General features: G+C 71.6%; 18 protein-coding genes and 1 pseudogene. 10 read left to right on the top strand and 9 right to left on the bottom strand.

Going from position 1 to position 22109, the window contains the following annotated elements:
• Positions 1-264 precede the first annotated feature (264 nt).
• Positions 265-1362, top strand: coding sequence for a TerC family protein (locus tag J2S42_RS27465; protein WP_307243601.1), 1098 nt, complete (start codon positions 265-267; stop codon positions 1360-1362).
• On the opposite strand, the pseudogene glyA reads toward J2S42_RS27465, so the two are convergent.
• Positions 1297-2424, bottom strand: a pseudogene (gene glyA, locus J2S42_RS27460) (serine hydroxymethyltransferase); the annotation flags it as partial. The gene J2S42_RS27465 and the pseudogene glyA overlap by 66 nt on opposite strands.
• Before the next feature lie 166 nt (positions 2425-2590).
• Here glyA and J2S42_RS27455 point away from each other — a divergent pair.
• From J2S42_RS27455 to tsaD, 5 genes are all read left to right on the top strand, one after another.
• The gene (locus J2S42_RS27455; protein WP_307243600.1) at positions 2591-4048 is read left to right on the top strand and encodes an SDR family oxidoreductase; all 1458 of its coding nucleotides are present in this window, start codon (positions 2591-2593) and stop codon (positions 4046-4048) included.
• Positions 4049-4140: 92 nt separating this feature from the next.
• Positions 4141-4656, top strand: coding sequence for a tRNA (adenosine(37)-N6)-threonylcarbamoyltransferase complex ATPase subunit type 1 TsaE (gene tsaE, locus J2S42_RS27450; RefSeq protein WP_307243598.1), 516 nt, complete (start codon positions 4141-4143; stop codon positions 4654-4656).
• Positions 4619-5269, top strand: a complete 651-nt coding sequence (tsaB, locus tag J2S42_RS27445) for a tRNA (adenosine(37)-N6)-threonylcarbamoyltransferase complex dimerization subunit type 1 TsaB (protein WP_307243596.1) — start codon at positions 4619-4621, stop codon at positions 5267-5269. Before tsaE ends, tsaB begins: the two co-directional genes overlap by 38 nt.
• Entirely contained in the window at positions 5266-5904 is a 639-nt protein-coding gene (locus J2S42_RS27440) for an L-threonylcarbamoyladenylate synthase (protein WP_307243594.1), read from the top strand. The genes tsaB and J2S42_RS27440 overlap by 4 nt, the downstream gene beginning before the upstream one ends.
• Entirely contained in the window at positions 5901-6899 is a 999-nt protein-coding gene (tsaD, locus tag J2S42_RS27435; RefSeq protein WP_307243592.1) for a tRNA (adenosine(37)-N6)-threonylcarbamoyltransferase complex transferase subunit TsaD, read from the top strand. Before J2S42_RS27440 ends, tsaD begins: the two co-directional genes overlap by 4 nt.
• Positions 6900-8074: 1175 nt before the next feature.
• Here tsaD and J2S42_RS27430 read toward each other — a convergent pair.
• Together J2S42_RS27430 and J2S42_RS27425 are read right to left on the bottom strand one after the other, a co-directional pair.
• Positions 8075-8683, bottom strand: a complete 609-nt coding sequence (locus J2S42_RS27430; protein WP_307243591.1) for an arsenate reductase/protein-tyrosine-phosphatase family protein — start codon at positions 8681-8683, stop codon at positions 8075-8077.
• On the bottom strand, positions 8684-9325 hold the full coding sequence (locus J2S42_RS27425) for an L-threonylcarbamoyladenylate synthase (RefSeq protein WP_307249060.1): 642 nt from the start codon (positions 9323-9325) through the stop codon (positions 8684-8686).
• Between the two features lie 90 nt (positions 9326-9415).
• Between J2S42_RS27425 and J2S42_RS27420 the strand changes: the two genes are divergently transcribed.
• From J2S42_RS27420 to J2S42_RS27410, 3 genes are all read left to right on the top strand, one after another.
• Positions 9416-11071 carry a glycoside hydrolase family 10-like protein gene (locus J2S42_RS27420; protein WP_307243589.1) on the top strand — a complete coding sequence of 552 codons (1656 nt, stop codon included), beginning with the start codon at positions 9416-9418 and terminating at the stop codon, positions 11069-11071.
• Between the two features lie 114 nt (positions 11072-11185).
• Positions 11186-11815, top strand: a complete 630-nt coding sequence (locus tag J2S42_RS27415; protein ID WP_307243587.1) for a MerR family transcriptional regulator — start codon at positions 11186-11188, stop codon at positions 11813-11815.
• A gap of 243 nt (positions 11816-12058) precedes the next feature.
• Complete coding sequence (locus J2S42_RS27410; protein WP_307243585.1) at positions 12059-12358, top strand: hypothetical protein; 300 nt, start codon at positions 12059-12061, stop codon at positions 12356-12358.
• Here J2S42_RS27410 and J2S42_RS27405 read toward each other — a convergent pair.
• The gene (locus J2S42_RS27405; protein WP_307243584.1) at positions 12348-13862 is read right to left on the bottom strand and encodes a GGDEF domain-containing protein; all 1515 of its coding nucleotides are present in this window, start codon (positions 13860-13862) and stop codon (positions 12348-12350) included. The two genes, J2S42_RS27410 and J2S42_RS27405, sit on opposite strands and share 11 nt — an antisense overlap.
• 181 nt (positions 13863-14043) lie before the next feature.
• Between J2S42_RS27405 and prmC the strand changes: the two genes are divergently transcribed.
• Complete coding sequence (gene prmC, locus J2S42_RS27400) at positions 14044-14877, top strand: peptide chain release factor N(5)-glutamine methyltransferase (RefSeq protein WP_307243582.1); 834 nt, start codon at positions 14044-14046, stop codon at positions 14875-14877.
• Positions 14878-14929: 52 nt separating this feature from the next.
• On the opposite strand, the gene prfA is transcribed toward prmC, so the two are convergent.
• The 5 genes from prfA to rho form a co-directional block, all read right to left on the bottom strand.
• Complete coding sequence (prfA, locus tag J2S42_RS27395; RefSeq protein WP_307243580.1) at positions 14930-16018, bottom strand: peptide chain release factor 1; 1089 nt, start codon at positions 16016-16018, stop codon at positions 14930-14932.
• A gap of 100 nt (positions 16019-16118) precedes the next feature.
• On the bottom strand, positions 16119-16349 hold the full coding sequence (gene rpmE / locus J2S42_RS27390) for a 50S ribosomal protein L31 (RefSeq protein WP_307243578.1): 231 nt from the start codon (positions 16347-16349) through the stop codon (positions 16119-16121).
• A 153-nt stretch (positions 16350-16502) separates the two neighbouring features.
• A complete protein-coding gene (locus tag J2S42_RS27385; RefSeq protein ID WP_307243576.1) occupies positions 16503-18548 on the bottom strand; it encodes a methyl-accepting chemotaxis protein in 2046 nt (681 codons plus the stop codon).
• A 50-nt stretch (positions 18549-18598) separates the two neighbouring features.
• Positions 18599-19786 carry a nitric oxide synthase oxygenase gene (locus J2S42_RS27380; RefSeq protein WP_307243574.1) on the bottom strand — a complete coding sequence of 396 codons (1188 nt, stop codon included), beginning with the start codon at positions 19784-19786 and terminating at the stop codon, positions 18599-18601.
• Positions 19787-19883: 97 nt separating this feature from the next.
• The gene (gene rho, locus J2S42_RS27375) at positions 19884-21944 is read right to left on the bottom strand and encodes a transcription termination factor Rho (RefSeq protein ID WP_307243572.1); all 2061 of its coding nucleotides are present in this window, start codon (positions 21942-21944) and stop codon (positions 19884-19886) included.
• Positions 21945-22109 lie beyond the last annotated feature (165 nt).

Raw genomic sequence — 22109 nt, 5'->3', positions numbered from 1 at the left:
GAGGCAGAGCAGCAGGAATACGGCCACCAGAACGTCGAGCAGCATCATCGCCACCTCCGATCACCCTATCCACCGAGCGTAACCAAAATCCCGCGATCCGGTTACCATTCAGCGCGGTCGAAACGGCTACCATCGACGCAGCGAGGGGAGTACCCCGCGAAGCGCACGCCGGTCAGTACGGATCCTCCGACAGGGTCCCCGGCGGGCCGCCCGCGAAGCCGTGGGTGGGGGAGACCTCGGACGGTGAACGTTCGAGGAGTTGCCGTGCACCCTCTCGACTCGATCGCGTCCCCCGGCCTCTGGGCCGCCACCGTCATCGGCCTGCTGGCCCTGCTCGCCATGGACGTCTGGCTCACCCGGCGCCCGCACGAGGTGGCAATGGGCGAGGCGCTCCGCTGGACCGCGTTCTACCTGGCCCTCCCGTTCGTCTTCTGCGGATTCCTCTGGTGGGTGTACGGCGGCACGCCCGCGATCGAGTTCCTGACCGGCTTCGTGGTGGAGAAGTCGCTGTCGGTGGACAACCTGTTCGTCTTCATGCTGCTGCTGGCCTCGTTCGCGGTGCCGCCCGCGCTCGCCCAGCGGGTGCTGCTCTACGGCATCGTCGGCGCGCTGGTGCTGCGCGCCGTCTTCATCGCGCTCGGCGCCGGCGCGCTGGCCACCGGCACCTGGGTCTTCCTGCTGTTCGGCGCCGTGCTGGTGTGGACCGCGATCCGGGTGCTGCGCGAGGCGGGCGAGGGTCCGGAGGCGACGCTCGACGTCGACGACATGCGCACGGTCAAGCTGCTCCGCCGCTGGCTGCCGGTGACCAAGGAGTACGACGGCTTCAAGCTCGTCACCCGGATCGACGGGCGGCGCGCGCTGACCCCGGCCGCGCTGGTGGTCACCGCGATCTTCATGACCGACATCGTGTTCGCGGTCGACTCGGTGCCGGCCGTCTACGGCGTCACCGAGGACCCCTACCTGGTGCTCGCCACGAACGCGTTCGCGCTGCTCGGCCTGCGCGCGCTCTACTTCGTGCTGCACGACGCGCTGGGCCGGCTGCGGCACCTCAACTACGGCCTCGGCATCATCCTGGCGTTCATCGGCGTGAAGCTGGTGCTGCACTGGGCGCACGGCATCTGGTCCTGGGTGCCGGAGATCCCGACCGTGCTGTCCCTCGGCGTGATCGTGGTGGTGCTGGCCGCGGTGACCGGGACGAGCCTGTGGGCGAGCAGGTCAGACCGCCGCCGGCCGGGCGTAGGCGGGGAACCGGCGGACCAGCGCGGTGACCTCGTCGGCAACCTCGTGCAGCGCGGCGAGCCCGGCCGCGGTGCCCGGGTCGGACCGCACGGCCCGGCCGATCAGTCCCGCGATCTGCCGTGAACTGCCCTCGTCCATCCCCTGCGTGGTGATGCAGGCGGTGCCGATCCGGATGCCGGACGCGACCGTGGGCTTCCGCGTGTCGTACGGGATCGCGTTCTTGTTGAGCGTGATCCGGGCCAGGTCGCAGCGTTCCTCCGCGTCCCGGCCGGTGACGCCGAGCGCGGTGAGGTCGGCGACCGCGAGGTGCGTGTCGGTGCCGCCGGTCACGCACCGCGCGCCCTCGGTGTCCAGGCCGGACGCGAGCGCCTGCGCGTTCCGGACCACCTGCCGGGCGTACCCCTGGAAGTCCGGCATCTGGGCCTCGCGGAACGCGACGGCCTTGGCCGCGACCGCGTGCATCAGCGGCCCGCCCTGGGTGAACGGGAAGACCGCCTTGTCGATCCGCGCGGACAGCCCCTCCCGGCAGAGGATCATGCCGCCGCGCGGGCCGCGCAGCACCTTGTGCGTGGTCGCGCAGACCACGTCCGCGTACGGCACCGGCGACGGGATCGCCCGGCCGGCCACCAGCCCGATGAAGTGCGCGGCGTCCACCAGCAGATACGCGCCGACCTCGTCCGCGATCTCGCGGAAGACCCGAAAATCGATGTTCCGGGGGTACGCGGTGGCGCCACAAATGATCATGCGGGGCCGATGCGCGCGGGCCAGGTCGCGCACCTCGTCGTAGTCGATCAGCTCGGTGTCGCGGTGCAGCCCGTACCCGATCGGGTTGAACCACTTCCCGGAGAAGTTGACCTTGCTGCCGTGCGTGAGGTGGCCACCGAGCGGCAGGTCCATCGCCAGCACCGGGTCGCCCGGCTGCACCAGCGCCGCGTAGGCCGCCATGATCGCGGACGTGCCGGAGTGCGGCTGCACGTTCACGTGGTCCGCGCCGAACAGGTCCTTCGCCCGGCTCACCGCCAGCTCCTCGGCCCGGTCCGCCGGACCGCACCCGCCGTAGTACCGGTGCCCCGGGTAGCCCTCCGCGTACTTGTTGCTCAGCGTGGAACCCATCGCGGCCAGCACCGCGGGCGAGGTCAGGTTCTCACTCGCTATCAGCTGCAGCCCGTCGCGCAGCCGGTGCACCTCGGCGAGCAGCACCTCGGCGAGCTCCGGATCGGTCTCGTGCAGGGCGTCGAAGTCCGGGCCCCAAAAGGTCGCGTTCACGGCACACACCCCGCTTTTTACAAGGCAGGTCAGAACCCGAGTCTAGGTCCGTTTAGCACGTCACCCGGTGGCAATCATGGTTCCCATGCAACCCGATGCACTCTGCCTGGTCACCGGCGCCACCGGATACATCGGCGGTCGTCTCGCCCCGCGCCTGGTCCAGGCCGGTTACCGGGTGCGCTGCCTGGCCCGGAACGCGAACCGTCTGCGCGACGTCCCGTGGGCGTCCCAGGTGGAGATCGCCGAGGGCGACGTCAGCAAGCCGGACTCGCTCGCCGCCGCGCTGGAGGGCGTCGACGTCGCCTACTACCTGATCCACTCGCTCGGCCGGCGCGGTTTCGAGGAGATGGACCGGGTCGCGGCCCGCAACTTCGCCGAGGCCGCCGCGACAGCGGGCGTGCAGCGGATCGTCTACCTCGGCGGCCCGGACCCGACCGGCGACGTGCACTCCGCCCACCTGCGCTCGCGCGCCGAGGTCGGCCGGATCCTGCTGGACAGCGGCGTACCCACGGCCGTGCTGCGCGCCCCGGTGATCATCGGGTCCGGCTCCGCGTCGTTCGAGATGCTGCGCTACCTGACCGAGCGGCTGCCGGTCATGGTCACGCCGCGGTGGGTCAACAACAAGATCCAGCCCATCGCGGTACGGGACGTGCTGCGCCGCCTGATCGAGGCCGCGAGCCTGCCGCCGGACGTCAACCGCGGCTTCGACATCGCCGGCCCGGACGTGCTCACCTACGCGGAGATGATGCAGCGGTACGCCGCGGTCGCCGGCCTCCCCCGCCGCCGCCTGCTCCCGGTCCGCGTGCTCACGCCGTGGCTCTCCTCGCACTGGGTCGGCGTGATCACCCCGGTCCCGAACGCGATCGCCCGCCCGCTGGTGGAGAGCCTGATCCACGACGCCGTGGCGCACGAGAACGACATCGCGCGGTACACCGGGTCGTGGCAGCCGACGCCGTTCGACGAGGCGGTCCGGCTCGCGCTCGCCAAGGTCCGCGACGTGCAGGTGGAGACGCGGTGGACCGGCGCGGCCGGACGGGACGCGTCCGCGGAACCGCTGCCGACCGACCCGGCCTGGTCCGGCGGCAGCGTCTACACCGACGTGCGCGACCAGCCGGTCGGCGCGCCGTCCGACGCGCTCTGGCGGGTGATCGAGGGCATCGGCGGCGAGAACGGCTGGTACTCGTTCCCGCTCGCCTGGTCCGCGCGCGGCTGGCTGGACACGCTTTCCGGCGGCGTCGGCCTGCGCCGCGGCCGCCGCGACCCGCACCGCCTCTACGTCGGCGAGGCACTGGACTTCTGGCGCGTCGAGGAGATCGTGCCCGGCCGCATGCTGCGGCTGCGCGCCGAGATGCGGCTGCCCGGCCGCGCCTGGCTGGAGATGTACGCCGAGCCCGGCCCGGACGGCACGTCGACATACCGGCAGCGGGCCATCTTCCTGCCGCACGGCCTGGCCGGTCACGCGTACTGGGCCGCGGTCTTCCCGTTCCACGCCATCGTCTTCGGCGGCATGGCCCGCAACATAGCGCGGTCCTCGGTCACCTGACTCACCAGGTGGACCCCGGTATGGCGGGTGTGAAGATCCTCTTCGGCCGGACTAGGCTTGTCCGCCTATCTCGCAGTTGAGGGGATCCGTTTATGGAGTCATTCAGTGTCGTCTCCGGCTCGCCGGCTCGGACAGCGCTGATCGCCGCCGCGCTCGCCGACCGGCTGAGGCCCGGCGACATCGTGCTGCTGAGCGGCAACCTGGCCGCGGGCAAGACCACGTTCGTCAAGGCGGTCGCCGAGGCGCTGGGCTCCACCGACCCGGTCACCAGCCCGACGTTCGCGCTCGCGCAGTTCTACGCGACCAAGGAGTCGCGGATCCTGCACGTGGACAGCTACCGGCTGGCGGACGTGGAGGAGTACCGCGACCTCGGCCTCGCGGAGTACCAGGACGACGCGATCAGCCTGATCGAGTGGGGCGAGAAGATCGCCGGCGAGTTCCCCTGCCACCTCGCGATCTCGTTCGTCGCCACCGACGAGGCCGACGGCCGCTCCCTGACGTTCTCCGCCACCTGCGACCGGTGGACCGCCGCGCTCGGCGACCTGCACGCCGCTATCTCGAAGGACACCCATGGGTCTCACGCTGGCGATCGAAACATCGTCGATTAACTACGGCGTCACGCTGGACGGTGCCGAGACCGTCCTGAGGCGTGACGACCCGTCTTTCACCAGCATCGGCGGCCTGGTCGACACCGCGCTCGTTGCGGCCGGCCGGACACCGGCGGACATCGAGCTGATCGCGGTCGACCTCGGCCCGGGCAATCTGAGCTCGGTGCGCGCCGGTGTGGCGTACGCGAACGGGCTTGGTTTCAGCCTCGGCCGCCAGGTGGTGGGCATCCACGGGCTGCGCGTGCTGGCGTTCACCGCCGCGCCGGCGCCGGAACTGCCCGTGCTCTGCCTGCGCAACGCGGGTGCCGGCAACGTCTACGCGGCCGTCTACGAGCACGGCAAGGCCACGCTGATGCGGCACGACACGCTCACCGCGATCTGCGAGTCGGTGCGCGCGTCGCACTCCGCGGTGATCCTGGCCGGTGCGTTCCGCGACCAGGCCCGCGCGCAGCTGACCGGCGTCGACGTGACCGACAGCGGCGTCGAGGCGCCGACCTCACTGGCCACCTGGACGCTCACCGTGTCCCCGCCGGCCGACGCGGACTGGGCGCCGGCCGACTTCGTGAGCCCGATCAACGAGCAGACGCCACCGTTCACCGGGGAGATTCCGTGATCCTGCAGAACGTCACCGACGTGACGCCCGAGATCGTCGCCGCCGCGCGGGACAGCCTGCTGGCCGGCGGCGTGGCGCTGGTACCGACCGACACCGTCTACGGCCTCGCGGTCGCGGCCGGCCGCCCCTCGGCGGCCGCTCGCATCTTCGCCCTGAAGAACCGGCCCGCCGCGAAGAACCTGCCGATCATGGTGGCCGGCGTGGACCAGCTGCCGTCGCTCGGCGTGGTCGTCACGCCGGACGCCCGCAAGCTGCTGGACGCGTTCGCCCCCGGCCCGATCACGATCGCGTTCGGCGTCGACCCGGCCGCCGCGCCGGAGTGGCTGGCCGGGCGGGACGAGATCGCGGTGCGCGTCCCGAAGGAGGAGGCGCTGCTGGCCATCCTCCGCGAGACCGGCCCGCTGCTGGTCACCAGCGCGAACGCGCACGCCCAGGAGACGCCGGAGACCGTGCCGGACATCCTCGCGATGCTGGACGGCGAGCCCGACGTCGTGCTCGACGGCGGCCCGCGCCAGTCCGTACCGTCGACGCTGGTGAACTGCAACCTGCCGGTGCCCCGCATCGAGCGGGTCGGCCAGATCCCCGCTGACCGGATCGAGAAGGTCCTGCACTCCGCTGAGAAGGTGCTGTCATGACGTCGAACGGCCTCATCCTCGGCATCGAGACGTCCTGCGACGACACGGCCGTCGGCCTCGTCGACGAGCGCGGTCAGGTCGTCGCGTCCGCGGTCGCGTCCCAGGTGCTCATCCACAACCGCTACGGCGGCGTCTACCCCGAGGTCGCCAGCCGCGCCCACATCGACAAGATCATCCCAACGGTACGGATGGTGCTGGAGGACTCCGGCGTCAACCCGCGCGAGCTGGAGGCGATCGGCGTCACCCGCGGCCCCGGCCTGATCGGCTCGCTGATGGTCGGCCTGGACACCGCGTCCGGCCTGGCCGCCGGCTGGGGCGTCCCGATCGTCGGCGTCAACCACCTCCGCGGCCACCTGCGCAGCGCCGATCTGGAGGAGCAGCGCGTCGAGTTCCCCGCGATGATCCTGCTGGTCTCCGGCGGCCACACGCTGCTCGCCCGGATGAACGGCCCGTCCGACATCAAGCTGATCGGCAACACGCTGGACGACTCGGTCGGCGAGGCCTACGACAAGGTCTCCCGCATGCTGGGTCTCGGCTACCCCGGCGGCCCGGTCGTCGACCGGATGGCCGGTGCCGGCATCCCCAACATCCCGTTCCCGCGCCCGGTCATCAACCACGGCCTGGACTTCTCCTTCTCCGGCCTGAAGAGCGCCGTGATGCGCTACCTGGAGGCCGAGAAGGGCTGGAAGGTCGAGGACGTCGCCGCGTCCTTCGTCGCCGCCTGCATGGACGTGCTGATCGCCAAGTGCCGCCGCGCGCTGGCCACGTACCCGTCGTCCTCGCTGGTCATCGTGGGTGGCGTGGCCGCCTCCCCGCCGCTGCGCGCCGCCGCCGCCCAGCTCTGCGACGAGGCCGGCGTCCGCCTCTGTCTCCCGCCGCTGAAGTGGTCCACCGACAACGGCGCCATGATCGCCATGGCCGCCTGGGACTACCTGGCCAGCGACAACCACACCCCGGTCCAGCCACAGACGTCCCTCACGATCGAGAGCTTCTGACCTCCAGAACCGGACATACCCGCTCCCGGCGTGCCCACGTTCCGCATGCTCCCGCGGGCTCACCCTTCACGGGTGGTCCGGTCAGCCGAAACCCGGACGCCCGTGATGTGGCCTGGACAGGCGACATCACGGCGCCCGGGGCCGGGTGCGCCGTTCTCGTGTCAGGGCCTCGCCGGCGGCGGTAGCCATCGGGCGCTCCGCGCCCGATATTTCGGCATTTAATGCTTCAGCCCCCGCGACGACGCCCACCTCGACCGCGAAAGCCAGCAAAGGCCACCTCCGGGCGAACCAGAATGCGGCGAGGGCAGCCCTCGGGCCTGCCGCCCGCACCAAGCAGCATCCGGCTGTTCACCGCGCCAACGGCAATACCCCGCCGCCCGCCGCGCAAGGGGCAATACTGAGCCGGTCCACCGCGCAAGGGGCATTACCCAGCCGGTCCACCGCGCCAAGGGCAGCACCGATGAGCGCGGGCCACGGCAGCATCCGGCAAGTCTCGGTGACCGGGGCGGCGCTTTCGCAGTGCGCGGCGAAACGTCGGTCTGTCGCCGTCGCGCGGTGGGCATGGGCTTCGTCTCATATACCTGGCCGCGATCTGCACGGGCAATGCCACGAAGAGCAGAGCGGCCGTATCGCTATCCGGACGCGATCTTCCACCATGCGGAAGCCAGAACGGCCAACAGCTTGGGCTGTCCGAAATATCGGCATATCACGCCCACACGACAGGCCCGTTTCAGCCCGGCCAGGAGCCGAGACGCGCCGCGGAGACTAAGTGATCAATCAGTGGAGCAAAAGGTAGATCAAAAATCGAAGTTGATCGCCTTTTTGCTCCACTGATTGATCACTTAGTTCTTACGCTGGGACATCCGACGTCCGGGAAGATCGCTGCCGGCCACTCATATCGTGAAATGTCGGGTCCGGGCATCGAACCTCCACACCACGCCCGGCGAGGCGGTTCGATCTCGGTCTACTGACCAGCGGATACTCGCGTACCGGATGCTCGGGCCCCGGAAACATGCTGAAGGCGCGGCTGACCCAGCCCACCGAGGGCCGCGCCCGCCGGAGCGGCTGATCCGACCCGGTGCTGCCGCGAGCAAGCCGCGCATCGCGGCGAACACCACGGCCACCCGCCCGCCGAACCATGAACCGCGAAACGCCGGCCTAAGACGCCCGGTGTGTCAGGGTCTCGGGAGCAGGCGGGCGGCGAGGGGGTCGACGGTGGCCTCGATCTCGTCGGCGATCCGGACGAAGGCGGCGTCGCCGCGGCCCCAGGGGTCGTCGAGGTCATCGGTGGGGAGCGGTTCGGCGCCGGCGCGGGCGGCGTCGACCGCGGCGACGATCGCGATGCCCCGGGCGTAGACCTCTTCGGGCGTGGTGCCGGCCGGTGGCAGGTCGTCGTCGGAGACCGTGGCCAGCAGCCGGCCGAACTCGGCCAGCACGAACGACCGTGCCGCCGCGTCCGGCCGCAGCGCCAGCACGTACTCGTGCTGGTCCGCCGTCGCCGTCAGGATCAGGTCCGCCGCGTCGATGTGATCCGACCGCAGCTTGCGTGCCTCGAACGAGGACGCGTCCCCGCCCCGGCGCTTGATCTCCCGGGCGGCCGGCGGGTTCATCTTCTCCCCCGCGTGCCAGCCACCGGTCCCGGCGCTGTGCGAGTAGATCAGCTCCTCGGCGACCGCGGCGGCGCCGGTCAGGCGGCGCGTGAACGCCATGTTCAGCATGTGCTCGGCCATCGGGCTGCGGCAGATGTTGCCCATGCAGACGTGCAGCACGGAAAACGGCGGCATTCAGTCCTCCTGGCCGAGCATGTCCGGCACCACGTCGCGGAGCTTCTCCAGCGGGATCGCGCCCGCGCGCAGCATGCGGGGCACGTCGCCGGTGACGTCCACGATCGTGCTCGGCACCGGGTCGAGCGCCGGGCCGGCCTCCAGGTACGTCCGGACCGAGTAGCCCATCTGGTCCTGCGCCTCGGCCGCGGTCACCGGTGCCGGACGGCCGGGCTTGTTGGCCGCGGAGACCGCCATCGGGCCGACCTCGCGCAGCACCTCCAGCGCGACCGGGTGCAGCGGCTGCCGTACCGCGATCTGGCCGTTCGTCTCGCCGAGGTCCCACTGCAGGCTGGGCGCGTGGTCGACGATGATGGTCAGCGGGCCGGGCCAGAACGCGTCCGCCAGGTCGCGGGCCGCCCGGGGCAGGATCAGCACCAGCCCGTTCAGCGTGTGCCGGGAGCCGACCAGGACCGGCGGCGGCGTACGCCCGCGGCCCTTCGCGTTGAAGAGCGAGTTCACGGCGTGCGACGAGAACGCGTCACACCCGATGCCGTACAGCGTGTCGGTGGGCATGACCACCAGCTCGCCGTTCTTCGCTGCCTCGATCGCGGCGGCGATGCCTCGATCACGATCGGCTGCGGACCGGCAGTCATAGAGCATCACGGGGAGAGTCTGCCATGGTCGACTGAGATCGCATCCGCACCGGTGGCAACGTTTGCGATTTGGCGCGCGATCGGCAGACTGGGTCGGGTGCCCGCACAGACGAAGCCCACCCGCCGCCAGTTACTCATCGGACTGACCGCCGGACTCTCGGTGATCGTGGTGGTCGCCACGCTGGGCCTGATCCGCTGGGCGGACAACCGTTCCGGCGGCGCCGCGGAGGCCCGGGAGCCGATCGGCGCGGTCACCAGCAACGCGTCCACGGCCGGCGCCTGCGGCGGCGTGGCCACGTCCGCGCCGCGCGAGCTGCGCGCCATGTGGATCACGAGCGTCAACAACATCGACTGGCCGAGCCGCAAGGGCCTGCCCGAGGCGCAGGTGAAGGCGGAGTACCTGAGCTGGCTCGACCTGGCGCAGAAGCTCAACCACAACGCGGTCTTCGTACACGTGCGGCCCAGCGGCGACGCGTTCTGGCCGTCGCGATACGCGCCCTGGTCCGACTGGCTGACCGGCAAGCGCGACGGGCAGAGCCCCGGCTGGGACCCGATGGCGTGGATGATCGCCGAGACGCACGCGCGCAATCTGGAGTTCCACGCGTGGTTCAACCCGTACCGGGGCAGTCAGCCGGCCGCGGCCAAGGGCGCCGGTGACGACCTGAACCAGCTCGCGCCGAACCATCCGCTGCGCGCGCACCCGGAGTGGCGCGTGGTCTACCCGAGCGAGAACGGGCGGTTCTACTTCAATCCCGGCGTTCCGGAGGCGCGGGCGTTCGTCGAGGACTCGATGCTGGAGGCGGTCGAGAAGTACGACGTGGACGGCGTCCACTTCGACGACTTCTTCTACCCGTACCCGGAGGACGGCGAGGACTTCCCGGACGACGCCGCGTTCGCCGCGCACAACCGTGGCATCAAGGACAAGGGCGACTGGCGGCGCGACAACGTGAACCTGCTGGTCAAGGAGATGTCCGAGAAGATCAAGCAGATCAAGCCGTGGGTGAAGTTCGGGATCAGCCCGTTCGGCATCTGGCGCAACCAGGGCACCGACCCGGAGGGCTCGGACAGCCGCGGCCTGCAGGCGTACGACGAGATCTACGCGGACACCCGCACCTGGGTCCGGGAGGGCTGGCTGGACTACATCGTCCCGCAGCTCTACTGGAACATCGGCTTCGACCGCGCCGACTACGCGCGGCTGCTGCCCTGGTGGACGAAGACCGTGGCCGGGACCGGCGTGCAGCTGTGGATCGGCCAGGCCGACTACCGGGCCGGTGAGGCGGGCGTCTGGAAGGAGCCGGACCAGCTCAGCAAGCAGCTCGCGCTCAATCGCACGCATCCCGAGGTGACCGGCAGCGTCCACTTCAGCGCCAAGCAGGTCAAGGCCGACAAACTAGGGTCTGTCACCCGGTACGCCAAGGACTTCTACACCACGCCCGCGCTCCCGGCCGTGATGCCACAGCTGCCGGCCGCCCCGCCGCCCGCGCCGTCGCTCACCTCCGCCGTGCGCGACCCGGAGACCGGCGCCGTCACGGTCACCGGCCGCGCCGCCGAGGGCGCGAAACCGGCCTCCTACGCCCTCTACCGCGTCGACGGCGACAGGGCCACCCTGGTCGCCACCCACCGCGCCACCGACGCCGCCGACCAGCGGTGGATCGATCCCGCCGCCCCCGCGGCCCCCACCACCTATTGCGTCACCGCCCTCGACCGGTCCTGGAACGAGGGCACCCCGAGCGCGTCCATCACCGCCGGCTGAATCCAGAGGTGGGGCGCAGATGACGAGACGACTATTAATGGATAGCGGAGCTGCCTACTATCGAAAAGTAGACTGACTCGCGGGAACGGGGAAGATCGCAAGGGGTACGGGCGGATGCGTGTCGCGGAGTTGAGCCGGACCACCGGGGTGCCGGTGCCGACGATCAAGTATTACCTGCGCGAAGGGCTGCTGCCGGCCGGCGAGCTGACCAGCCCGAACCAGGCGAGTTACGACGAGCGGCACGTACGGCGGCTGCGGCTGGTGCGGGCGCTGCTGGAGGTCGGGCGGTTGCCGATCGCCACCATCCGCGAGGTTCTCCGCGACATCGACGACGACAGCGACTGGGGCATGCACGAGCGCCTCGGCCGCACGCTCTACCCGCTGGCCGGGGTGCCCGACGACCCGCCCGGACCGGAGCTGGCCGCCGCGATGGCGGAGGTGGACGCGCTGATCGCGCGCTGGGGCTGGCAGGTCGAGCCGCACAGCCCGGGCCGGCGGCGGCTGGCCGAGGTGATGCTGACGTTCCGCGAGCTGGGCGTCGGTCATCTGATGAACGCGATCGACCGGTACGCCGAAGCCGCCGAGATCATCGCGGAGTCCGACCTGCGCGGCATCACCACCGACCGTGCACCCGACGACGTGGTCACCGGCGCGGTGATCGGCACGATCGTCGGGGACGCGTTGCAGGCCGCTCTGCGCCGCCTGGCGCACGAGCACACCTCGGTACGGCTGTTCACCCCGTGATACCGCCCTGCGCCGGCCCTCGATGAACTGCCGCTGCGCGGGACTCGCCGAACCGAGATCTCGCGCCCTGGCCGCGGTCAGCGCCGAGTGGCCGCAGCACGACCGGACCGCCGCAGCGGGATCAGGGGACGGCGAGGGTGAGCCGGGACATGGGCAACAGGCTCCGGAACACCCCGCCGGAAGCGGAAGAACCGCCTCGTCAGGCTTCCGCGTCGCTGGCGGCCGGAACCTACGCTCGGCGGCATGAGTCGGTGGTTCGTGATCGTGGAGGAGCAGAGCGGCAACGGGGAGGGCCGGCAGTGGCGGGTGACCAACGTGGCGCCCGCGGCCGAGACCGAGGAGAAGGCGCAGGAGCTGGCGTTGCGCACCGCGCGGGAATACCAGCCGGAGCATCCCTGGGCGCCGCGGCGGCGGCAGGTCTACCGGCTCGCCACGCCGGGGTCGTTCCTGGTGGCGGTGGAGGGGCGGACCGCGACGTTCCACTTCCGTGTCTCGCTGGGTGAGCAGATCTACGACGGTCCGGAGACCGGCATCATGCGGTGACCGTGCGGAACGCGCGGACCAGCGCGTCCGCCAGCCCGCCGCGGCCCTCGGGTACCGCGCCGTTGACCTCCGCCCAGCCGAGCCGGGCGGAGATCGGCGTGCCGGGGACCAGTGACTCCCAGTCCTCCGCGGCCAGCGCGGTGGAGATGCGGCGGCCGACCTCGGTGGCCTGGGCCGTGCCGGCGCCGGGCAGCACCACCACGAACTCGTCGCCGCCGTAGCGGGCCACGAAGTCGCCGCGGCGCATCACCCGGTTTATCACCCCGGCCACCCGCTGCAGCACCAGGTCGCCGGCGTGGTGGCCGTGCACGGTGTTGACCGAGGTGAAGCCCATCAGGTCGCAGACGCCGAGCGCGGCGCGCTCGCCGTGCTCGGCCAGCTCGGCCACGTAGCGTTCGAGCCGGCGGCGGTTCGGCAGGCCGGTCAGCGGGTCGGAGAGCGCCTCGCCGCCGGACTGCGCGGCCGCGCGGCGCATCTCCTCCTGGTCCAGCCGGGCCGCGATGCCGTCCACGTAGACCTCGCGCAGCCGGTCGTTGCGCTGGGTGGCGAGCCGGAACGCGAGCCGGTCCGCGCGGTGCGCCGCCTCGTGGTCACCGGCCCGGGCGTACGAGATGCTGCGCAGCCGAGCTGGTTCGGCCGCACCGAGCGTCTCCGGCGCGACCGTGACCGAGCCGATCTGGGTGAGTGCCTCGGCGGTCCGGCCGTCCGCGATGGACAGGCACACCTCGCCGAGCCGGCGCAGGTCCCGGGCGCGCGCGCTGTCCCCGCCGTACGCGAGCAGCGACCACGCGTCGACCGGCCCGCGTTCGCCGAGCGCGGCGCGGCGGGCGACCGTGTAGCCGTACGCCGCGCGGCTGCTGGGCCGGATCCGGTCCAGGTGACCGGCCCGGCCGATCCGGGCCAGGTCGTCACTGACGTCGCGGAGCACGCGCAGGCAGCCGTCCGTGTCGCCGGAGTGGTCCAGCGCGATCGCGTTGCGCAGCCGGATGCCGGGCGCGGCCAGCACCTCCTCGGGAAGTCCGGCCGCGGCGCCGATCTGCCGGGCTCGCTCGATCGCGGACAGCGCGTAACCGTGGAACGCCAGGTACGAGTACGCCATCGCGAGGTCGTGCCAGCCCCACGCGGTGTCCGAGTCCGGCTCGGTGACCGCGTTGAGCGCGCGCGAGCTCTGCACCAGGTGCATCACGCAGCGGTCGAGCGCGCCCTGGTGATGGGCGGCGAGCGCGGCGAACGCGTGCAGCTGACCCCGCACGTACGGCTCCGGCAGCTCCTGCACGGCCTCGAACGCGCGGTCCATGGCCGGCCCGTACTCCGCGGTGCGCCCGAGGTTGATCAGCGTACCGAGCCGCTGGACGAGCGCGTCGGTCCGCGCGTACGGGTCACGTGTGCTCTCCGCGACCTGCTCCAGCAGGCGGGACGCCTCCGCCGAGCGGTCGGCCTGCTGCAACGTGCGCGCCTCACGCAGGCGGTCGGCCTGGTCCGCGACCCGGTCGAGCCAACCCACTCGGCGCCTCCCTGATCTGTCGAGGCGGCGTACCGCTCGGCACGCCGCAAACTTGTGGTCCCGAAACGTCGAGCGGTGCGTCTTCGGCCCGCCGCGATGTGCGTACCGTAATGATTATGGCGTGACCCACGCTCATGGAAAGCCCCTAGCGGGCACGGAACGGACACGAGCCTCCGCGGTCGTGGCCCGCGGGACGTCGCGCCTGGACGAGGCCGGTGTACCGACGCCGCGCGTCGACGCGGAGATCCTCGCTGCCCACGTGCTGGGCGAGTCCCGCTCGCAGCTGCTGCTCTCCGACGGTTTCACCGAGGAGGCGCTGCTGGAGTACGTGAAAGCGATCGAGAAGCGGGCGACCGGCGTGCCGCTGCAGCACATCACCGGCAAGGCGCCGTTCCGGCACATCGAGCTCTCCGTCGGCCCCGGCGTGTTCGTGCCCCGGCCGGAGACCGAGCTGCTGGCGGACTGGGGCCTGGCCGCGCTGGCCGGGCACTCCCGGCCGGTGGTGGTCGACCTGTGCAGCGGTTCCGGCGCGATCGCCCTGGCGGTGGCGAACGAGCGCCCGGACGCGAAGGTCTACGCGGTGGAGCGATCCCCGGAGGCGCTGACCTGGCTGCGGCGCAACGCGGCCGACCGGGCGGGCGCCGGTGACCCGCACATCACCGTGGTGGAGGGCGACGTCGCGGACGACTCAGTGCTGGCCGAGCTGAACGGCACCGTGGACCTGGTGCTGTGCAACCCGCCGTACGTGCCGCGCGGCACGAAGGTCGCGGTCGAGGTCGACCACGACCCGCCGCAGGCCGTGTTCGGCGGCGAGGAGGGCCTGGACGTCATCCCCGCGGTGATCGGCACGGCCGCGCGCCTGCTGACCTCCGGCGGTTCGTTCGCGGTGGAGCACGACGAGACGCACGGCGCGGAGGTGCCGGCGCTGCTGCGCGAGGACGGCCGGTTCGCCATCGTCCGGCTCCGGTACGACCTCGCGCAGCGCGCCCGCTACACCACCGCGCACAAGGGTTAGCCGAGCGGGAACCCCTCACCCGGCACGGCCCACAGGCGGGTGGGCGCGCGCATCACTTCCGGGCGAGCTCGGTGTCGCCGGCGAGCCGCGCCGCCCGGTCCGCCTCGGTCAGCGCGTCCAGCACGCCGTCGACGTCCCCGGCCAGCACCAGATCCAGGTTGTACGCGGTGAAGCCGATCCGGTGGTCGGTGATCCGGTTCTGCGGGAAGTTGTACGTCCGGATCCGCTCCGACCGGTCGACCGTGCGCACCTGCGACTTGCGCGCGTCGGACGCCTCGGCCGCGGCCGCCTCCTGCGCGACCGCGAGCAGCCGGGAGCGCAGGATCCGCATCGCCTGCTCGCGGTTCTGCAGCTGGGACTTCTCGTTCTGGCAGGAGACCACCACGCCGGTCGGCAGGTGCGTGATCCGGACCGCGGAGTCGGTGGTGTTGACCGACTGGCCGCCCGGCCCGGACGACCGGAACACGTCGATCCGCAGGTCGTTCGGGTCGATCTGGACGTCGACCTCCTCGGCCTCGGGCAGCACCAGCACGCCGGCCGCGGAGGTGTGGATCCGGCCCTGCGACTCGGTGACCGGGACGCGCTGCACCCGGTGCACGCCGCCCTCCCACTTGAGCCGGGACCAGACGCCGTTGCCGCCCTCCGGCACGCCCTTGGTCTTGATCGCGACGGAGACGTCCTTGACGCCGCCCATGTCCGAGCTCTGCGCCTCGATGATCTCGGTGATCCAGCCGTGCCGCTCCGCGTACCGCTGGTACATCCGCAGCAGGTCGCCGGCGAACAGCGCGGACTCCTCGCCGCCCTCGCCCGCCTTGATCTCCAGGATCACGTCCTTGGCGTCGTTGGGGTCCCGTGGGATGAGCAGCTCGGCGAGCTTCTCCTCCAGCTCGGGCAGTCGCGCGGACAGCTCGTCGGCCTCGGCCGCGAACGCCGGGTCCTCGGCGGCCAGCTCGCGCGCCGCCTCCAGGTCCTCGCGGACCTGCTCCAGGTCGCCGTGCGCCTTGTGGATCGGGGAGAGCTCGGCGAACCGCCGGCCGACGCGGCGCGCGACGTTCTGGTCCGCGTGGATGGCCGGGTCGGCGAGCTGCTTCTCCAGGTCGGTGTACTCGTCCAGGAGCGACATCAGCCGTTCGTTGCTCATCTCTCCAGCTCTCCAAAACCATGACGAAACGACAAAAAGAAGCGACAAACGAAACGGCGCTCGTCCCTGCCGAGAACAGGGACGAGCGCCGTACGGAAAGCTACTTGGTCTTGGCGCCGGTCTTCTGGACCTTGGCGTACTTCTGCTGGAACTTCGCCACGCGACCCGCGGTGTCGAGCACGCGCTGCTTGCCGGTGTAGAACGGGTGGCAGGCGCTGCAGGTCTCGACCGAGATCTTGCCGCCCTTGGCGGTGCTCCGCGTGGTGAACGTGCTGCCGCAGGAGCAGGACACCTCGGTCACGGCGTACTGCGGGTGAATGTCCTTCTTCATGTGCCTCGGTCCTCTCGTGGGTGGTCGCCGGGTCGCTCGACGCCGATCGCAGAGCGTGAACCGGAACCGCTGGCCGATGGTCCAGTCTGCCATGTCCGGGGTGCGGCGCCCGCACCGGGAGACGGTGACCGTTCCGGCTGGTGTAACCGGAACTCACGGCAGCGCATTCCCGAGCGTGCCGATGTGCCGGGCCAGGATCTGGCGGACCTCCGGCGACACGTCGAGGAAGCGCAGGCGCAGGTCGTCGCCGGTGCGCTGGGCCACATTCGCGGCCAGCGTGACGGTGGCGCCGGAGACGCGCAGCTCCGCGGTGACGTCCGCGCCGAGGCCGAGCCGGTCCAGCGTCGGTACGGTGCAGTGCAGCCCGCCGAGGCTTACGTCGAGCAGGCGCCCGGTGTGCCGTTCGCCGTTCACGACCAGCGTGACCGGCGCGGTGTCGGCGTACCGGGGGAACTCACGCCGCTCCAGCTTGTCGGTCAGGTCCACCATGTTGTTGATCCGGTCCAGCGTCTCCGCCACGCCCCGGTCCAGACTCTGCACCAGGTCGTGCTGGTCCGCCGCGATCTGCCGGAGTTCGAGTGTGGCGGTGTTCACACTGCTGATGCCGTCGGTGACGCCGCCGATCGCGGCGAACATCTCCGCCACGTCGGTCTCCAGCGAGGAGATCGTGCTGGCGATCTGCTCGGTGGACCGGGCGGACGCGGTGGCCAGGTCCTTGACCTCGCCGGCCACGACCGCGAAGCCCTTGCCCATCTCACCGGCCCGGGCCGCCTCGATCGTCGCGTTCAGCGCCAGCATGCGGGTCTGGTCCGCTACGCCCGCGATCACCTGGGCCATCTCCGCGACGCGGCGCAGGCTCGCGGTGAGCGCGCCGGTGACCCGGTCCGCCTCGGCCGCCTTCGTCACCACGGACTCGGTGATCTCCGCGGCCGAGGCCATCTGCCCGTCGATCCGGGTCGTGGCCGCGCGCACCTGCTCGACCTGATCGACCACCTCGGCCAGCTCCATCGCGATGGTGGACGCGGTGTCCGCGATCGCCTCCTTCGCGCGTTCCCGCAGCAGCGCCTCGGAGCGCTGCTGCTGGGCCATGCTCGCGGCCATCTGCTGCTCGCGCGCGTCCTGGCCGGCGCGCAGGTCCTCCTCCTGGGCCGCGATCTTCTCGCGCGCGGTGCCGAGCGCGCGGCCGATGTCGCCGAACTCGTCCCGGCCGCTCGGCAGCGGGCGCGGTGCGAGGTCACCGGCCGCGATCGCCCGTACCCCGGCCACCATGTGCCCGACGTGGAAGCGGGTGTGCCACCAGAGCCCGACGCCCGCGTAGACCGCCAGCAGCACGCCGACCACGGTGATCGCCAGGATCGTGTCCTGCTCCGCCTCCAAGCCGCCGACCCGGGCGCTGATCAGCCCGCCGAGGGCGGCGTAGAGGTCACCGGAGACCGCGGCGGCCGCCTCGCCCAGCGGCGCCGGGTCGACCGCGACCGCGGTGCCGAGCCCGGCGGTGATCGCGGCGGCGACCGTCTCCGCCGCGGCCGCGACCCGCTCCACCCCGGCCAGGCGCCCGGCCAGCGCGCCGTCCGACGTGTTCGCCAGCGACGTCTCCGCGCCGGTCCGCAGATTCCCGGCGACCGTGGTCAGCTCACTGGCGTAGACGGCCTGCTCGGCGATCAGCGCGGTGCCGGCCGGGCTGACCGGCGCGGCCGCGCGGGCCGCGGCCAGCAGCACCCGCGGCAGCTGCACGACCTCCATGTCCATCACGTAGAACGAGTCCAGGTCCGGGTCGAGGATCAGGTTGGACTCGTTGGCGACGCCGGTGACGAACGCGGCCAGCGCCTCGCCGAACGCGATCCGCCCGGCACCCGAGGCCGGGTCGCCGGACGCCGCGGACGCCACCGCGTCGTACGCCTCGTCCAGTCCGCCGTCCTCGAACAGTTCCGGGTTGTCGTCCATCGCGGCGTTCAGCGCGGCCAGGTCCGGGCGCCGGCCGGCCAGCGTGCCGCCGAACAGCTCCAGCGCGGGCAGCAGCACGTCGTTGCCGTCGCTCTCCCGCTCGGAGAAGGAGATCTGGCCCTGGGAGAAGTGCACGAAGCCGTAGACCGCGCTCATGCACGGGACCAGCAGCACCACCATGATGATCGAGAGACGCACGGTCATCCGGGTGCGGTCCCAGACGGCCAGCACCGGCAGCAGAGGCCGTGGGTACATCCGGTACATCCCCTCACGCGCCGACACCGGTTCCACGTCCCCGTTCGGCGTCAGCCGCCCGAAGCTGAGGGTTTCGGGTGCAGCGCCCGCTCGTGGGCGTCCGCGTCCAGGTAGAACGCGGGCCGCAGGTCCGCCTCGTGGTAGTAGCGGTGGAAGACGGGCGTGGCCGACCCGGAGATCGGCGGCACGATCCAGCTCCAGTCCGCGGGCACCGGGCGGCCGGCCCGCTCCTCGTTGCGGAGGTGGGTGAGGAAGCGCTCCGACTCGGTGTGGTGGTCGGAGATCTTCACCCCGGCCAGGTCGAACGAGTGCAGCACCGCGCGGTTCAGCTCGATCAGCGCGCGGTCCCGCCACATCGTGGCGTCGGACGACGTGTCCAGGCCCATCCGCTTCGCCACCTCGGGCAGCATGTCGTAGCGGTCGGTGTCGCCGAACGTGCGCGCGCCGATCTCGGTGCCCATGTACCAGCCGTTGAACGGCGCCATCGGGTAGTGCACGCCGCCGATGCTCAGCCGCATGTTGGAGATCGCCGGGACCGCGTGCCAGCGCAGGCCCAGCTCCTCGAACCAGGGCAGCTCCGGATGCGAGATGTGCACCTCCAGCACGGACGCCCGCGGGAGCCCGAACAGCCGCACACCCTCGGCCGGCGTCTCGATCGCCAGCGGCAGCAGGTCGTGGCCGGTGCCCTCGCCCCGCCAGCCCAGCGCGGTCATCGCCTCGGTGAACTCCACCATCCGCGGGTCGCCGAGCACGCTGCCGTCGGAGCGCCGGTACCCCGCGTACCGGATCAACTGCTCGTTCCAGATCCGCGGGTACGGCCGGCCGGGCGTCGCCGGCTGGAAGATCGAGATGACCGGCCGCAGCATGCCGGGGTTGGACATGTTGCCGGCCTGCCGCAGGTGCCGCAGCAGCAGCGCGAAGATGTGCTCCGCGGTGTGCGCGTCCCGCCGGTCCAGCACGACCAGGCTGCGCCAGTAGAGACGGCCGATGCAGCGGGAGGCGTTGCGCCAGGCCACCTTCGCGCCGTACGCGATCTCGTCGAACGTCTGGGTGTAGGTGCCGGTCGCGGCGATCTGCGCGCGCACCGAGGACAGCCGCTGCTCGACCGGCCCGAGGCGCTTGTCCTCGGCGTAGCAGAGCCGCAGGAACTCCTCCGCCTCGATCGCGTCGACCGGCGCGTCCGGGTCCCACGTTTCGGTGGGGTTGTCCCGGTAACCGGGAACGGCCGTGTGCGACACACCCCCATGTTCAACCACAAAAGCCGCAGTCCGCGGCCAAACCCAAAAATGCCTCAGCGACGGTACGGAATCCGTACCGTCGCTGAGATGGTGTTCGTTATTCGCCCGGCGTCGACTTCGCGATCTGCATCAGGAACTCGATGTTCGTGCGGGTCTCCTTGAGGCGGCCGAGCAGCAGGTCCAGCGCGGCCTGCGACTCCAGCGAGTGGAGCACCTTGCGCAGCTTGTGCGTGATGGCCAGCTCCTCCGGCGCGAGCAGGATCTCCTCCTTGCGCGTGCCGGACGGGTGGATGTCGATGGCCGGGAAGGTGCGCTTGTCGGCGATCTTCCGGTCCAGCTTCAGCTCCGCGTTACCGGTGCCCTTGAACTCCTCGAAGATGACCGTGTCCATCATGGACCCGGTCTCCACCAGCGCGGTCGCGAGAATGGTGAGCGAGCCACCGTTCTCGATGTTGCGCGCGGCGCCGAGGAAGCGCTTCGGCGGGTAGAGCGCGGTCGAGTCGATACCACCGGACATGATGCGGCCGGAGGCCGGCGCGGCCAGGTTGTACGACCGGCCGAGACGCGTCACCGAGTCGAGCAGCACGACCACGTCGTGGCCGAGCTCGACCAGGCGCTTCGCCCGCTCGATCGCCAGCTCCGCGACCGTGGTGTGGTCCTGCGGCGGCCGGTCGAACGTGGCCGCGATGACCTCGCCCTTCACCGACCGCTGCATGTCGGTGACCTCTTCGGGGCGCTCGTCCACCAGCACCACCATCAGGTGGCACTCCGGGTTGTTGTGGGTGATCGCGTTCGCGATCGCCTGGAGCACCATCGTCTTACCGGCCTTCGGCGGCGAGACGATCAGGGCGCGCTGGCCCTTGCCGATCGGCATCACCAGGTCGATGACGCGCGTGGTCAGGATGTGCGGCTCGGTCTCCAGCCGCAGGCGCTCCTGCGGGTAGAGCGGCGTGAGCTTGTAGAACTCGGGGCGGCGCTTGGCCTCGTCCGGGTCCATCCCGTTGATCGTGTCCAGCCGGACCAGCGGGTTGTACTTGTCGCGCCGCTGCTCGCCCTCGCGGGTGGCCCGGACCGCGCCGGTGATCGCGTCGCCGCGGCGCAGGCCGTACTTCTTGACCTGGGACATGGAGACGTAGACGTCGTTCGGCCCGGAGAGGTAGCCGGTGGTGCGGACGAACGCGTAGTTGTCCAGCACGTCGATGATGCCGGCCACCGGGACGAGCACGTCGTCCTCGGAGAGCTGCGGCTCGTTGCCGCCGCGGTCACCGCGCTCGGCACCGTCCCGCTCGCCACGGCCACGGCGACGGTCCCGGAAGCGGGAACGCCGGCCGCGCCGGCCGCTGCCGTCCTCGTCGTCGTCACCGTCGTCGTTGCGATCACGGTCGGCGCCGCGCGGGGCACGGTCCGAACGGTCGTTGCGGTCCCGGTCGCGCTCGCCACGCTCGCCACGCTCGTTGCGGTCGCCGCGCTCGGCGCGGTCGCCCCGCTCGTTGCGGTCGCCCCGCTCGGCGCGGTCACCACGGTCGTTGCGCTCGGCGCGCTCGCCCCGCTCGGCGCGCTCGCCCCGCTCGGCCCGGTCACCGCGCTCCGCACGGTCGCCCCGCTCGGCCCGGTCACCGCGCTCCGCACGGTCGCCCCGCTCGGCCCGGTCACCGCGCTCCGCACGGTCGCCACGCTCGGCCCGGTCACCGCCGCGCTCGCGACGGCTGCGGCTCTCGCGCTGCGGCTCCGGCGCCTCCTCGGTCTCGGTGGTGCGCGGCTCCGGCGCACCGGCCGCGCGGGAGGAGCGGCGCGGCGCACGCGTCGTCTCCGCCGGGGCCTCTGCCGGGGCCTCGGCGGGCGCGGTGGCGGTGGCGGTCTCGCGGACCTCGGCCCGCACCTCCTCGCGCACCGGCGCGGCCGCCGCGGCGACCTCCGCACGCTGGCGGGGGGCGCCTCCGCCGGCGCCACCACCCTGCCGCTCGGAGATCGCGGCGACCAGCTCGCCCTTGCGCATCCGGGCCGTGCCGGAAATGCCGAGCGACGCGGCCAGGCTCTGCAGCTCGGGCAGGAGCATCGCCGTCAGGCCGGTCCCGGAGCGCCGGCGACGGGTGGTGCCGGCCGCGGCGTCATCAGCGACCTTGGAAGCATCCGACGTGATGTCGGTGGTGTCGCTCAATGGATTCCTTCCCTCGTAAGGCCGGGCTGCCCGGGTGTTGTCAGTGGTGGCCGGGCGGCCTCGGTTCCCGCCTCGCACATCGCGTCACGGGAGTCTTGTGCACGGCAGCCGGAAAGCGGTTTCCAATCGGTCTGGATCGACAGATCAGGATCGCCGCCGACAGCG

The sequence above is a fragment of the Catenuloplanes indicus genome (genome assembly GCF_030813715.1).
Taxonomy (GTDB): domain Bacteria; phylum Actinomycetota; class Actinomycetes; order Mycobacteriales; family Micromonosporaceae; genus Catenuloplanes; species Catenuloplanes indicus.
The sequence above is the reverse complement of the archived record's forward strand: the minus strand, read 5'-3'. Positions and strand labels throughout refer to the sequence as shown.